Here is a 12,508-nt window from a genome sequence, read left to right as displayed (position 1 = left end):
GCTAAAGGCGCGGCTAATGCAACTTTGGTTCGCTTCGGAGTCGCGCCGATCATGACGCAGATCGCCCCCAACCATCACACGGGACGTCCCCGCGCCGCCGTGATCCTGGCCGCCGGCCAGGGCACGCGCATGAAGTCGCCGACGCCCAAGGTGCTGCACAGGGTGGGCGGCCGCGCCATGCTCGACCACGCCATCGACGCCGCGCAAGCGCTGGGCTGCACGCGCATCGTCGTGGTGGTCGGCGCCCACAGCCCGCAGGTCGGCGAGCATGCCCGCAAGCGCCTGGGGCCGGACGCCACCGTCGTGCAGGACCCGCCGCGGGGCACCGGCCACGCCGTGCTGGCCGCCAAGGACGCCCTGGCCGACTTCGACGGCGACGTGGTCGTCACCTATGCCGACTGCCCGCTGCTGACCGCGCCGGTGATCGCGCCTCTGTTCGACCTGCGCAGCGCCGGCGCCGATGTCGCCGTACTGGGCTTCGAGGCCGCCGATCCGGGCGCCTATGGCCGCCTCGTGCTGGCCCCGGGGCATGTGCTGCTGCGCATCGTCGAGGCCAAGGACGCCGAGCCGGCCGTCCTGGCGCTCAAGCACTGCAATTCGGGCGTCCTGGCCGCCGATCGCGCCCAGCTGTTCGACCTGCTGGCCGCCGTCGGCAACGATAACGCCAAGGGCGAGTATTACCTGACCGACATCGTCGGCATCGCCCACGACCGCAAGCTGGCCACCCGCGCCACCTTTGCGCCGGAAGCCGCGGTGCAGGGCGTCAATTCGCAGGCCGAGCTGGCCGCCGCCGAGGCTGTCTGGCAGGCCGGCCGCCGCGCCGCCCTGATGACCGAGGGCGTGACCATGCCCGCGCCCGATACCGTTCACCTGTCGTGGGACACTCAGGTCGCCGCCGGCGTCACCGTCGAGCCGTTCGTGGTGTTCGGCGCGGGCGTCAGCATCGCCGCCGGCGCGGTGATCAGGGCCTTCAGCCATCTGGAAGGCGCATCGATCGGCGAGGGCGCCCTGATCGGCCCCTATGCCCGCCTGCGTCCGGGCGCCGAGATCGGCCCGCAGGCCCACATCGGCAACTTCGTCGAGGTCAAGAAGGTCAAGGTCGGCGCGGGCGCTAAGGCCAACCATCTGAGCTATCTGGGCGACGGCAGCGTAGGCCCCAAGGCCAACATCGGCGCCGGCACGATCTTCTGCAATTACGACGGCTTCGAGAAGTTCGAGACCCATGTCGGCGCGGGCGCCTTCATCGGTTCGAACTCGTCCCTGGTCGCGCCCGTGCGCATCGGCGACGGAGCGATGACCGGTTCGGGCACGGTGGTCACCGCCGACGTGCCCCCTGGCGATCTGGCGCTCAGCCGCACGCCGCAGACCCTCAAGACCGGGTGGGCGGCCAAGTTCCGCGCCCTCAAGCAGGCCAAGAAGGACAAGAAGGCATGAGCGCCGACGCACAGAAGAAGGCTTCGGGTGAAGCCGCCGCCCTGCTGGTGGAGCCGGGCATGGTCGTGGGCCTGGGCACCGGCTCGACCGCCGCCTGGTTCGTCAAGGCCCTGGCCGCCCGCAAGCTCGACGTCCGCGGCGTGCCGACCTCGGAAGCGACCGCCAGCCTGGCCCGCGAGCTGGGCATTCCGCTGGCGACGCTGGACGACGTCATGTCGATCGACCTCACCGTCGACGGCGCCGACGAGATCGGCCCGGGCCTGTCCCTGATCAAGGGCGGCGGCGCGGCCCTGCTGCGCGAGAAGCTGGTCTGGGAAGCTTCCAAGCGCTGCGTGGTCATCGCCGACGCCGCCAAGCACGTGAAGGTGCTGGGCAAGTTCCCGCTGCCGATCGAAGTGGTGCGCTTTGGCCACCCTCACACCGGGCGTCGTCTGGCCGACATCGCCGCTGAGTTCGACCTTCCGCCGCCGCGCCTGCGCATGGCCGATCGGGGCATCGTCGTCACCGACGGCGGCAATGTGATCTACGACATGGCCTCGGGCGCGATCGCCGAGCCGGCCGCCCTGGCCGCGGCGCTCAAGGCCGTCACCGGCGTGGTCGACCACGGCCTGTTCCTCGATCTGGCCGACGAAGCCCTGATCGGGACCGACGAAGGGGTGGTCAAGCTTCTGCCTTGATCCCATATCCCGATCCCGCTGTTTCCAGTCCGCCTTGATCCGGAGCCGATGATGGCTGAGTACGACTTCGACCTCTTCGTCATCGGCGCCGGTTCGGGCGGCGTGCGCGCCGCGCGGCTGGCGGCCCTGTCGGGCGCCAAGGTCGCCGTGGCCGAGGAGTACCGGGTCGGTGGCACCTGCGTGGTGCGCGGCTGCGTGCCCAAGAAGTTCATGGTCTACGCCAGCGAGGTCTCCAGCCAGCTGAAGACCGCCAAGGGCTATGGCTGGACGATCGGCGAGGCCAGCTTCGACTGGAAGACCTTCCTGCACGACAAGGACGTCGAGATCGCGCGCCTGTCGGGCATCTACGTCACCAACCTGCGCAAGGCCGGGGCCCATCTGCTGCATGGCAAGGCCCGCATCATCGACGCCCATACCGTCGAGGTGCTGCCCAAGGAGGGCTCGGAGGGCGATGCCGGCCGCTACACCGCCAAGCGCATCCTGGTGGCCACCGGCGGCCGTCCGGTTCGTCCGGAGTTCGAGGGGGCCGAGCACGGCATCACTTCGGATGAGGCCTTCCACCTGCCGACCCTGCCCAAGCGCGTGCTGGTGGTCGGCGGCGGCTACATCGCCGTGGAGTTCGCGGGCATCTATGCCGGCCTCGGCGTCGAGACCACGCTCTGCTACCGCGGCTCCAACATCCTGCGCGGCTTCGACGACGACGTCCGCGCCCATCTCGCCGACGAGATGGAAAAGCGCGGGATCAAGGTGGTGCTGGGCTGCTCGCACAAGTCGATCGAGAAGACCGATGGCGGCCTTGTCAGCACCTTCAACAACAACCTGACCTTCGAAAGCGACGTGGTGCTGTTCGCCACCGGCCGCGACCCTTACGTCGAAGGCCTGGGGCTCGAGAACGCCGGGGTGAAGCTGGACGACAAGGGCGCGATCGCCGTCGATACGCACTCGAAGACCAATGTCGACAGCATCTGGGCCGTGGGCGACGTCACCGATCGCATCAACCTGACGCCGGTGGCCATCCGGGAAGGCGCGGCCTTCGCCCAGACCGAGTTCTACGGCAACCCGACCACCTTCGATCATGACCTGGTCGCCTCGGCCGTGTTCTCTCAGCCGCCGATCGGCGCGGTGGGCATGAGCGAGGCCGAGGCCCGCCACGCGTTCGGCAAGGTCGACGTCTATCGCGCTGTCTTCCGTCCGATGAAGCTGACCTTCTACGGCGGCCAGGAGCGCTGCCTGATGAAGCTGGTCGTGCGCCAGGACAACGAGCAGGTCGTCGGCGTCCACGTCGTCGGCCCCGATGCGCCCGAGATCATCCAGATGGCCGCCATCGCCGTGAAGATGGGGGTGACCAAGCCGCAGTGGGATTCCACCTGCGCGGTGCACCCGACCCTGGCCGAAGAGCTGGTGACCATGCGTGAAAAGTACGTCCCGGCCGAGGTGGGCGGGGTATGATCGCCAAGGCCGCAGGTCCCGAGAAGGGGACGCCCTGGCTCACGGGGGTCATGATCTTCGTCTTCGTGATGACCCCGTTGCTGGGCTACCTCGCTCAACTGGGTTTCGCGCCGTTGATGGCTTTGGCGGGCCTTCTGGTCCTGCCGGTCATGGCTCGTCCCCGGGCTCCGGCGGCTCCGACCCTGATCCTGCTGCTGCTCGCGATCTGGGCGGCGGCCAGCATGACCTGGAGCCCCGCGGCGCCGCCCGCCGGCAGCCTCAAGGACTACGGCGACGTCGAGAAGGTGACGGCTGTGAAGCTGTTCCTGCAACTGGCGCTCTACGGCGCGGCGGCTGCGGCCGCCCTGCGCCTTTCGGTGCGCGGGGCCGATCGTGTCGCCACCGTGATGGGGTTCGGCGTGCTGGCCCTGGCGGTGTTCGTCGGCTTCGACGCGCTGACCGGCGCTGCGATGTTCCAGAAGCTCCGTGTGCTGAGCGGCGATCCGATCCGTCCCGACCTGGCCAAGGTGAAGATTTCCATCGGCTGCTATGTGATGGCCGTGATGTTCTGGCCCGCGGCGGCCGCGCTCGCCCAGCGGGGCAAGCAGGCCGCGGTCGTGCTGCTTCTGGCCGGCGTGCTGACCGCCTCGGTCCTGGCGAGCGCCGACTCCTGCCTGGTCGCCCTGGCGGCCGGGGGCGTGGTCTGGCTGCTGGTCAAGGGGCTGGGCAAGGCCGGCGGTCGTCTCCTGACCCTGGCGATCGCCATTCCGTTCATGGTCGCCCCGATCGCCGTGCTCTGGGCGATCCAGACCGGGTTCTGGGGATGGCTCCACGGGCTGGTCCCGGCGTCCTGGGACGCGCGGCTGAACATCTGGGCCTTCGCGGCCGACCACATCCAGGATCATCCGTTCCGAGGCTGGGGACTGGACGCGAGCCGCACCTTCGGCGACGCGATCCCCCTGCACACCCACAACGCCCAGCTCCAGCTGTGGCTCGAACTCGGCGCGGTGGGGGCGGCCCTGGCCGGCGCCTTCTTCTGCTGGCTGGCCCACGGCGTCACCCGTGCGGCCGAGACCGATCGCGGCGGCGCGGCCATGAGCGGGGCGGCCCTGACCAGCTATCTGGTGATCGGCGCGCTCAGCTTCGGCGTCTGGCAGGAGTGGTGGATCGCCGTCGGCGCCCTGGCCGTCGTTGCCTGCGCCGCGGTTCGCTTGTCGAGCGGCGAATACAGTGACGAATTGGTTGAAATTTCCCCGAACGACTAGAATATGGTCGTTCTCCGCACGATTTTTGCTTTTATCCCGAGGGTGCGCTATGAGCGCTCCCCTCTAGAACCTTCGAGAAGATCATGACCGCCCGGTGGACCCCCGCGACCTGGAGAGCTAAACCCGCCAAGCACGTGCCGACGGATTACCCGGACGCGGCCGCGGTCGAGCGTGTCGAGCAGACGCTTCGCCAGATGCCGCCGCTGGTCTTCGCGGGCGAGGCGCGCCGGCTGAAGAGCCTTCTGGGCGACGTCGCTGAAGGCCGGGCCTTCCTGTTGCAGGGCGGCGACTGCGCCGAGAGCTTCAAGGAATTCCACGCCGACAACATTCGCGACACCTTCCGCCTGATCCTGCAGATGGCGGTGGTGCTGACCTTCGCCGGCGGCAAGCCGGTCGTGAAGGTGGGTCGTATCGCCGGCCAGTTCGCCAAGCCGCGCTCGGAGCCGATCGAGACCATCGGCGACGTGACCCTGCCGTCCTATCGCGGCGACATCATCAACGGCATGGACTTCAACGAGGCCGAGCGTCTGCCCGACCCGGACCGCCTGCTGAAGGCCTACGGCCAGTCGGCCGCGACCCTGAACCTGCTGCGCGCCTTCGCCAGCGGCGGCTATGCCGACCTCTACAACATCCACCGCTGGACCCTGGGCTTCGTCGGCGACAGCCCGCAGGGCGCGCGCTACCGCGAGCTGTCGGAGAAGATCTCCGAGGCCCTGACCTTCATGTCGGCCGTCGGCGTCACCCCCGACACCCAGCCCGACCTGAAGCGCGTGGAGTTCTTCACCAGCCACGAAGCCCTGCTGCTGGGCTTCGAGGAAGCCATGACCCGCGTCGATAGCACCTCGGGCGACTGGTACGACACCAGCGCCCACCTGCTGTGGATCGGCGAGCGCACCCGCCAGCTGGACGGCGCCCACATCGAGTTCATGCGCGGCGTGAAGAACCCGATCGGCCTCAAGTGCGGCCCGACCATGGAGGGCGACGACCTCCTGCGCCTGATCGACGTGCTCAACCCCAACAACGAGCCGGGCCGCCTGACGCTCTACGGCCGCTTCGGTTCGGACAAGATCGCCGACCGCCTGCCGCGCCTGATGAAGGCCACCAAGGCCGACGGCCGTTCGGTGGTCTGGGCCACCGACCCGATGCACGGCAACACGCTGAAGGCCTCGACGGGCTACAAGACCCGTCCGTTCGACCGCATCCTCAGCGAAGTGAAGACCTTCGTGGAAGTGGCCCATTCGGAAGGCGTCCACCCGGGCGGCGTCCACCTGGAGATGACCGGCCAGAACGTCACCGAGTGCCTGGGCGGCGCTCGCGCCGTGTCGGAGACCGATCTCGCCGACCGCTACCACACCCACTGCGACCCGCGCCTGAACGGAGAGCAGGCCCTGGAGCTGGCCTTCCTGGTGGCCGAGAAGCTGAAGTCCGCGCGCGATCACCAGCGCAAGGTCGCCAACGGCTGAACGCCAGGTTGGCCTGCAGGCTGACCTTAAGGTCAACCTCGGATTCGAGACGAAAGGGGCCCCCTGGATCAGTTCCACGGGGCCCTTTCAATAGTGCCCTTACGGCAGCCGAAAAGATTTGTCGCAATTGCGAGGTTGCTTTTCGCAGATGCACACTCAAGACCTTCCAACGACTTGACCGCTAGCCCGGCGCTCTCCAATGGTTGTTTGAAGGGAGTGAATTTATGCGTCTGCAGGCCAAGTTGAAGCGCGAGTGGCGGTTCCTGAAGGGACTGACCCGCACCCTCAAGCGTGTGAAGTCGATCGCGCCCGACAGCGACAACCTGATCTGCGACGATCTGGAAGCTGCGGTCGACAAGTGGCGCAACAACCCCGCCATCACGTTCGAAGGCAAGACGATCACCTATGCCGAGCTGGACGCGATCGCGAACCGCTACGCGCACTGGGCCAAGGGCCAGGGGATCACCCGCGGCCAGACCGTCGCCCTCTTCATGCCCAACCGGATCGAGTACCTGGCCATCTGGTACGGCCTTTCGAAGGTCGGCGTCGCCACGGCTCTGATAAATAACCAACTGACGGGCGCCGCTCTGGCGCACTGCCTCAACATCTCCCAGGCGCTGCACTGCATCGTCGACCCGGACACCTCGCCCTGCTTCGAGGACGTCAAGGAGCAGCTGGGCCGCCACATCCAGCAGTGGGTGCTGGGTCCGGTGCACGGGGACCAGCGCGATCTGGTCAACGCCCTGAAGAGCTGCAGCCAGCTGCGCCCCGACCGCCTGACGGCCCGCGACGGCCTGGTGGCCAAGGACACCGCGCTCTACATCTTCACCAGCGGCACCACGGGCCTGCCCAAGGCCGCGCGCATCACCCACATGCGCGCCCAGCTCTACATGCGCGGCTTCGCCGGCTCGACCGACTCGCGCGCCAGCGACCGCATCTACGTGACCCTGCCGCTCTATCACGCCACCGGCGGCCTCTGCGCCATGGGCGCCGGCCTGCTGAACGGCGGCAGCATCGTGCTGCGCAAGAAGTTCTCGGCCACCCACTTCTGGAGCGACGTGGTCACCGAGAACTGCACCATGTTCGTCTATATCGGCGAGCTGTGCCGCTACCTGGCCAACCAGCCCGAGAACGAGTTCGAGCGCGCCCACAAGCTGCGCCTGATCTTCGGCAACGGCCTGCGCCCCGACGTCTGGGACGACATGCTCGACCGCTTCAAGGTGGGCGGGGTGCTCGAGTTCTACGGCGCCACCGAAGGCAACGTGTCGCTGTTCAACTTCGACGGCCGCCGCGGCGCGATCGGCCGGGTGCCGGGCTACCTGAAGAAGAAGTTCAACATCCGCATCGTCAAGTTCGACGTCGAGACCGAGACCCCGGTGCGTGGCCCCAACGGCTGCTGCGTCGAGGTCAAGCCGGGCGAGATCGGCGAATGCATCGGCCATATCGCCAGCGACGCGCGCTCCAACTTCACCGGCTATGCCGACAAGGCCGCCACCGAGAAGAAGGTGCTGCACGACGTCTTCGAGAAGGGCGACGCCTGGTTCCGCACCGGCGACCTGATGCGCCAGGACAGCGACGGCTACATCTACTTCGTCGACCGCATCGGCGACACCTTCCGCTGGAAGGGCGAGAACGTCGCCACCAGCGAGGTGTCGGAACGCCTCGCCGGCTTCCCGGGCGTCAAGGAGATCAACGTCTACGGCGTGCCGGTGGGCGATCTCGACGGCAAGGCCGGCATGGCCTCGCTGGTGGTCGGTCCCGAGTTCGAGATCGAGAACCTCGCCGAATATGTCGACCGCGAGATGCCCGCCTACGCCCGTCCGGTGTTCGTGCGGCTTCAGCCCGAGATCGAGACCACCGGCACCTTCAAGTACCGCAAGATCGATCTGGTGAAGGAGGGCTTCGATCCGGCCGTCATCAAGGACCCGCTGTACTTCCGCGAGCCCAGCAAGGGCTATGTGAAGGTCACCAAGGCGGTCCATACCAAGATCCTGGCCGGCGGGTTCAAGCTCTGAGCCTGCCTGAAGCCTGGTCGCCGCTGGCGATCTTCGCGACCCTGACGCCCAAGGACCCCGCGCGCCGCCCGGTGCGCGGGGTTTCCTATGGCGACCACCCGCGCCAGAGGCTCGATGTCCATGTCCCGGCGAGCGGGGCAGGGAACTGGCCGGTATTGGTCTTCTTCTACGGCGGGGCCTGGAACTCGGGTCGCCGAAGGGACTATGGCTGGGCCGCGCGCGCCCTGGCCGCCCAGGGCTTCGTAGTCGTCACGCCGGATTACCGGCTGCACCCCGAGATCGTCTATCCGGCGTTCCTGGAGGATGGGGCCATGGCGGTTCGCTGGGCGCTCGAGCACGCGCCGCGCCTGGGCGGCGACCCGGCTCGGCTGTCGCTGGCCGGGCACTCGGCCGGGGCCTATATCGCCGCCATGCTGGCGCTGGACCCGTCATACCTGGCGGCGGCCGGTGTCTCGTCCGGCGCGGTGAAGGCCTTCGCCGGCCTGTCGGGGCCCTACGCCTTCCTGCCCCTCGACGGCGCAATCTCGACCCGCACCTTCGGGCATGTCGACGATCTGCCGGCCACCCAGCCGATCGGCTTCGTCCGCGCGGGCGCGCCGGCGGCCTTCCTGGCGACAGGAGAGGAGGACCGGATGGTCCGGCCGCGCAACACCCGCAAGCTGGCCAAGGCCCTGCGCGAGGCCGGCGCGACCGTCGAGGAGAAGGTCTATCCCGGCCTGGATCACGCAGCGCCCCTGTTGGCGCTGTCGCGACCGTTCCGCCGAAAGGCGCCGGTGCTGGCCCAGATGACGGGGTTCCTGAAGGCCAAGGCGGGCTGATCCCCACGTGACCATCCACCGCGCCTTGCTGCGCTGCGATTGAACGCGGGCCGCATCCTGTCTATATGGCCCTGACTGAACGCGGGTCATGTGTGTGGCGACCTCGCGAAATCCCAGTGTTTCAACGAGATAAGAAGGGGCGTCGCCATGCTTCTGACCATGATGAAGGCCAAGCTGCACCGCGCCACGGTGACCCAGGCCGACCTCGACTACGAAGGTTCGATCGCCATCGACCGCGACCTGCTGGACGCCTCGGGCATCCTGCCCAACGAACAGGTCGACGTGCTCAACATCACCACCGGCGCGCGCTTCACCACCTACGCCATCGAGGCCCCGCGCGGCTCGAAGGTGATTGGCGTCAACGGCGCGGCCGCCCGCCTGGTGCAGAAGAACGACACCGTCATCGTCGTCACCTATTGCCAGATGCCGGCCGAGGAGGCGCGCAACTACGCCCCGACCGTCGTGCTGCTCGACGAAGGTAACGTCATCAAGCAGGCCGCCTGATGCGGTCGGCCGCCGCCCTGGCTATCGTCCTGGTCGGCGCCCTGGCGCTGGCCGGCTGCGGCGGCTCCAAGCTGCCCAAGGGCGTCGACGAGGACGCCCTGACCCAGGCCGTGGGCCGGGCCATCGGCTCGCCCTCGACCTGCGTGTTGATCGCGCAAGCCGACGGCAAGGTGCTCTGGACGGGCGGAGGCTACATCTCCTGCGCCCGCAACCTGCCGACCTGCGAGGGCAAGACCTCGACGGCCCAGGACGTGCTCAAGGCCAACCTGGCCGGCGAGGCCAGGTTCATCAGCTGCGACAGCAGCCCGACCAACCGCGTGGGCTGGGCCATGGGCCCGGTGCCTGCCGGCAAGGGCCGCCAGGCCTCCGGCCTGCGCTACCTCGCCGTCATGGAGGGCGAGCGCGCCCTGCCAGGCATCGAGATCCAGGACCGCGTCGAACGCGCCTTCGTCCGCGCCGGGTTCTGACGAAAGAAAACCTCGCTCCCGTCGGGAGCGAGGTTTCCGGTTTCAGGACTGAGCCTGGTCGTTACTGCTGCGCCTCGTAGGTGGCGCTGACCTCGACCCGCACCTTCAGTTCACCGCCCGAGATCGCCGTGGAATCGGCCATCTCGCGCTTGGCCATGGCGAACATCGGCACGGGCTGCGGCGAGGGCGTGTAGCCGCCGGCCTCGTTCAGGCTCACCAGGCGCACCACCTTGTAGCCGGTGGCCCGGGCGTAGAGGTCGGACTTGGCCTTCAGGGCCGCCACCGCCTTGATACGGGCCTCGTCCTCGGCCTTCTGCGGGTTCTGCAGGCCAAAGCTGATGCCGCTGACGGTGTTGGCGCCGGCCGAGGCCGCCGCATCCACCGTCTGGCCCAGCTTGGACAGGTCGCGCGCCAGGATCGTCACCTGGTTGCTGGCCTGGTAGCCGGTCAGGCGCGGCGGCTGGTTCTGCTCGTAGACGTACTGCGGATTGACGTTGAGGTTCGAGGTCTGGATGTCGCGCTCGGCGACGCCGGCCTTCTTCAGCGCCGCGATCACCTTGTTCATCGCCGTCCCGTTGGCCGACAGGGCCGCGGCGGCGCTGGCGCCTTCGGTCTGCACGCCCAGGGTGATGGTGGCCATGTCGGGCGCGATGGCGGTCTCGCCCGAGGCCGACAGGTTGAAGGTGGTGGCGCGGAAGGCCGCGTCGTTGCTTTGGGCGGCCGCGGGGATGGCCGACAGGGCCAGGACGGCGGCGCCGGCGGCGGCCAGGGCCGGAACGGTCGAGCGGATGCGGATCATGGTTCTTGTTCTCCTGCGCGCGGGGACCCAACAGTGCGTCGACCCGCGATTGGTTCCCCTGTCGCAAACTCAACCTGAACCGCACCTTTAAGCCGCGTGCAGCCCATGCTAATCGACCGGTCCTCGCCCGCGCCGACTCTCGTCTCGCGCGGCATGGGGGCCTGTAGCTCAATGGTTAGAGCCGACCGCTCATAACGGTCTGGTTGGGGGTTCGAGTCCCTCCAGGCCTACCACCGCTTCCCCCCGAACCCTTGTATTGTAATGGTTTTCGGAAGGTTTGAAGGTGGGTTTGACACTAGCGGGTCTCGCGTCGCGCAGGCCTACCAGCCCCCTCAGCTGCTGCTGCCCAGGTACCTGCGCACTTCCTCCACCGACGCGCCGGCGTGTTCGCAGGCGGTGTGGAGCTGTTCCTCGCTGACGCCCAGGGTTTCGGTCCAGTAGCGGACCGAGCGGGGCTCGTGCAGGTCGATGGACTTGTCGGCGTCCTCGGCGGGCAGGGCGGCTGGGACGGATCGGACGTGGGGCATGGCGGCCTCCTTTGGAGGAGGAAGCCGCAAAGCGCCGCCGCGTTCCACGCGGACGCGGCGTGCGGCCGCCGCCTCGCCTGTCGGGGTGGCGGCGAGACGGCGGCCGGGCGGCCTCGATAATGGGGGAGGAGGGCCGCGCCGTCCGAGGGGCGGTGCGGTGGAGCGCCGATCGAACGTCGTTATCCTGCCCGCTCAGCGCCCGCCAAGCTTGGAGAATGGCGGCCGGATTTGTCGAAACCCGGCCCATAGACGTCGAAATCGCGCGCGCCGTGGTGGTTTTCCCAGCCTTGACCGCTGCGACATAACGTCCCTGCGACAGGCGTCCCTACCACGCGGGCCTGTTACTTTCATCCATGTCAGTCGCTCGCGATATAACAACGTTCAAAAATCGACGTTTCCCTTATCGCTCAACCAAAGCAGGTCCCGAAAATTGACGTTTCTCCACTTCCGGGGGAGGTGGATTCGCCGACTCTCCATCTTGGAGAGCGCAACTTCCGCGACCGGCTGTCGCAGCTACCCCTAATGCTCGTTAATCACTCGGCAACGGCGAGCGCAGCAAGTCTTACGCGAGTGAGAGCTTGTTCGAATTTCCAGAAGGGGCAGCCGGACATGAGGAAAATAGCGACTTCAGTTTTCGTCGTTGGAACGATGGCGTTCATGGCGATCTCTGGTTCGGCGACTGCTGCGACGGCGTCGAGTTCTTTTCAGGTCAACCTGACCATTCAAGGTGAATGCAAGGTGCAGTCGGCTTCGAATGTTGACTTCGGCTCGCGCGGGGTCATCGACGCCAACATCGACACCACCAGCACCATTGGCGTCCAGTGCACCAATTCCACGCCCTATACGGTCGCCCTGAGCGCCGGGGCGGGCACCGGCGCCACCGTGGCCGCGCGCAAGATGACCAGCGCCGCCAATGACACGGTCGGCTACGCTCTCTACCGAGACGCGAGCCGGACCCAGGTCTGGGGCGTGACCCAGAATGTCGACACCCAGGCCGGCACCGGCAACGGCGCCGTGCAGTCCTACACCGCCTACGGCCGTGTCTCGGCCCAGACGACGCCGGCCCAGGGCGCCTACAGCGATCTGGTGGCGGTGACGATCACCTACTGAC

13 protein-coding genes and 1 tRNA gene are annotated in these 12,508 nt (G+C 67.9%); 11 read left to right on the top strand and 3 right to left on the bottom strand.

The genetic code is table 11. The features are described 5' to 3' along the window. The first annotated feature begins 51 nt into the window (after nucleotides 1–51). The 9 genes from glmU (at nucleotide 52) to SGCZBJ_RS01120 (ending at nucleotide 10,071) form a co-directional block, all read left to right on the top strand. Nucleotides 52–1,434 (top strand): bifunctional UDP-N-acetylglucosamine diphosphorylase/glucosamine-1-phosphate N-acetyltransferase GlmU, encoded by a 1,383-nt coding sequence (gene glmU / locus SGCZBJ_RS01160; protein ID WP_101716246.1) that lies wholly within the window; start codon nucleotides 52–54, stop codon nucleotides 1,432–1,434. After that, complete coding sequence (gene rpiA, locus SGCZBJ_RS01155; protein ID WP_101716202.1) at nucleotides 1,431–2,111, top strand: ribose-5-phosphate isomerase RpiA; 681 nt, start codon at nucleotides 1,431–1,433, stop codon at nucleotides 2,109–2,111. Before glmU ends, rpiA begins: the two co-directional genes overlap by 4 nt. Before the next feature lie 51 nt (nucleotides 2,112–2,162). Continuing rightward, complete coding sequence (gor, locus tag SGCZBJ_RS01150) at nucleotides 2,163–3,560, top strand: glutathione-disulfide reductase (RefSeq protein WP_101716201.1); 1,398 nt, start codon at nucleotides 2,163–2,165, stop codon at nucleotides 3,558–3,560. Further along, nucleotides 3,557–4,804 (top strand): O-antigen ligase family protein, encoded by a 1,248-nt coding sequence (locus SGCZBJ_RS01145; protein WP_101716200.1) that lies wholly within the window; start codon nucleotides 3,557–3,559, stop codon nucleotides 4,802–4,804. Before gor ends, SGCZBJ_RS01145 begins: the two co-directional genes overlap by 4 nt. Nucleotides 4,805–4,887: 83 nt before the next feature. Continuing rightward, nucleotides 4,888–6,267, top strand: coding sequence for a class II 3-deoxy-7-phosphoheptulonate synthase (locus tag SGCZBJ_RS01140; RefSeq protein WP_101716199.1), 1,380 nt, complete (start codon nucleotides 4,888–4,890; stop codon nucleotides 6,265–6,267). 224 nt (nucleotides 6,268–6,491) lie between these two features. Continuing rightward, nucleotides 6,492–8,282: a long-chain-acyl-CoA synthetase gene (locus tag SGCZBJ_RS01135; protein WP_101716198.1), complete on the top strand. Its 1,791-nt coding sequence runs from the start codon at nucleotides 6,492–6,494 to the stop codon at nucleotides 8,280–8,282. A gap of 71 nt (nucleotides 8,283–8,353) precedes the next feature. Next, nucleotides 8,354–9,100 (top strand): alpha/beta hydrolase, encoded by a 747-nt coding sequence (locus SGCZBJ_RS01130; protein WP_276308907.1) that lies wholly within the window; start codon nucleotides 8,354–8,356, stop codon nucleotides 9,098–9,100. A gap of 147 nt (nucleotides 9,101–9,247) precedes the next feature. Then, entirely contained in the window at nucleotides 9,248–9,604 is a 357-nt protein-coding gene (panD, locus tag SGCZBJ_RS01125) for an aspartate 1-decarboxylase (protein WP_058347267.1), read from the top strand. Further along, a complete protein-coding gene (locus tag SGCZBJ_RS01120) occupies nucleotides 9,604–10,071 on the top strand; it encodes a hypothetical protein (RefSeq protein ID WP_101716197.1) in 468 nt (155 codons plus the stop codon). Before panD ends, SGCZBJ_RS01120 begins: the two co-directional genes overlap by 1 nt. A gap of 61 nt (nucleotides 10,072–10,132) precedes the next feature. Here the strand turns inward: SGCZBJ_RS01120 and SGCZBJ_RS01115 are convergent, their stop codons facing one another. Continuing rightward, a complete protein-coding gene (locus SGCZBJ_RS01115; RefSeq protein ID WP_101716196.1) occupies nucleotides 10,133–10,870 on the bottom strand; it encodes an SIMPL domain-containing protein in 738 nt (245 codons plus the stop codon). A gap of 157 nt (nucleotides 10,871–11,027) precedes the next feature. Here SGCZBJ_RS01115 and SGCZBJ_RS01110 point away from each other — a divergent pair. Then, nucleotides 11,028–11,103: transfer RNA gene (locus tag SGCZBJ_RS01110), tRNA-Ile, on the top strand. Nucleotides 11,104–11,202: 99 nt separating this feature from the next. Here SGCZBJ_RS01110 and SGCZBJ_RS01105 read toward each other — a convergent pair. Then, nucleotides 11,203–11,397 carry a DUF3606 domain-containing protein gene (locus SGCZBJ_RS01105; RefSeq protein WP_101716195.1) on the bottom strand — a complete coding sequence of 65 codons (195 nt, stop codon included), beginning with the start codon at nucleotides 11,395–11,397 and terminating at the stop codon, nucleotides 11,203–11,205. Between the two features lie 533 nt (nucleotides 11,398–11,930). Beyond that, nucleotides 11,931–12,056: a hypothetical protein gene (locus SGCZBJ_RS26320; protein WP_276308906.1), complete on the bottom strand. Its 126-nt coding sequence runs from the start codon at nucleotides 12,054–12,056 to the stop codon at nucleotides 11,931–11,933. Here SGCZBJ_RS26320 and SGCZBJ_RS01100 point away from each other — a divergent pair. Beyond that, nucleotides 12,007–12,507 (top strand): Csu type fimbrial protein, encoded by a 501-nt coding sequence (locus SGCZBJ_RS01100; protein ID WP_101716194.1) that lies wholly within the window; start codon nucleotides 12,007–12,009, stop codon nucleotides 12,505–12,507. The genes SGCZBJ_RS26320 and SGCZBJ_RS01100 overlap by 50 nt on opposite strands. Nucleotide 12,508: the final 1 nt, after the last annotated feature.

The sequence above is a fragment of the Caulobacter zeae genome, from assembly GCF_002858925.1.
GTDB lineage: Bacteria > Pseudomonadota > Alphaproteobacteria > Caulobacterales > Caulobacteraceae > Caulobacter > Caulobacter zeae.
This window is presented reverse-complemented; position numbering and strand designations above follow the sequence as displayed.

Coding starts and splice junctions, on each gene's coding strand:
- glmU (WP_101716246.1), top strand. CDS start 52: ATGACGCAGATCGCCCCCAACCATCACACGGGACGTCCCCGCGCCGCC.
- rpiA (WP_101716202.1), top strand. CDS start 1,431: ATGAGCGCCGACGCACAGAAGAAGGCTTCGGGTGAAGCCGCCGCCCTG.
- gor (WP_101716201.1), top strand. CDS start 2,163: ATGGCTGAGTACGACTTCGACCTCTTCGTCATCGGCGCCGGTTCGGGC.
- SGCZBJ_RS01145 (WP_101716200.1), top strand. CDS start 3,557: ATGATCGCCAAGGCCGCAGGTCCCGAGAAGGGGACGCCCTGGCTCACG.
- SGCZBJ_RS01140 (WP_101716199.1), top strand. CDS start 4,888: ATGACCGCCCGGTGGACCCCCGCGACCTGGAGAGCTAAACCCGCCAAG.
- SGCZBJ_RS01135 (WP_101716198.1), top strand. CDS start 6,492: ATGCGTCTGCAGGCCAAGTTGAAGCGCGAGTGGCGGTTCCTGAAGGGA.
- panD (WP_058347267.1), top strand. CDS start 9,248: ATGCTTCTGACCATGATGAAGGCCAAGCTGCACCGCGCCACGGTGACC.
- SGCZBJ_RS01120 (WP_101716197.1), top strand. CDS start 9,604: ATGCGGTCGGCCGCCGCCCTGGCTATCGTCCTGGTCGGCGCCCTGGCG.
- SGCZBJ_RS01115 (WP_101716196.1), bottom strand. CDS start 10,870: ATGATCCGCATCCGCTCGACCGTTCCGGCCCTGGCCGCCGCCGGCGCC.
- SGCZBJ_RS01105 (WP_101716195.1), bottom strand. CDS start 11,397: ATGCCCCACGTCCGATCCGTCCCAGCCGCCCTGCCCGCCGAGGACGCC.
- SGCZBJ_RS01100 (WP_101716194.1), top strand. CDS start 12,007: ATGAGGAAAATAGCGACTTCAGTTTTCGTCGTTGGAACGATGGCGTTC.
- SGCZBJ_RS26320 (WP_276308906.1), bottom strand. CDS start 12,056: ATGAACGCCATCGTTCCAACGACGAAAACTGAAGTCGCTATTTTCCTC.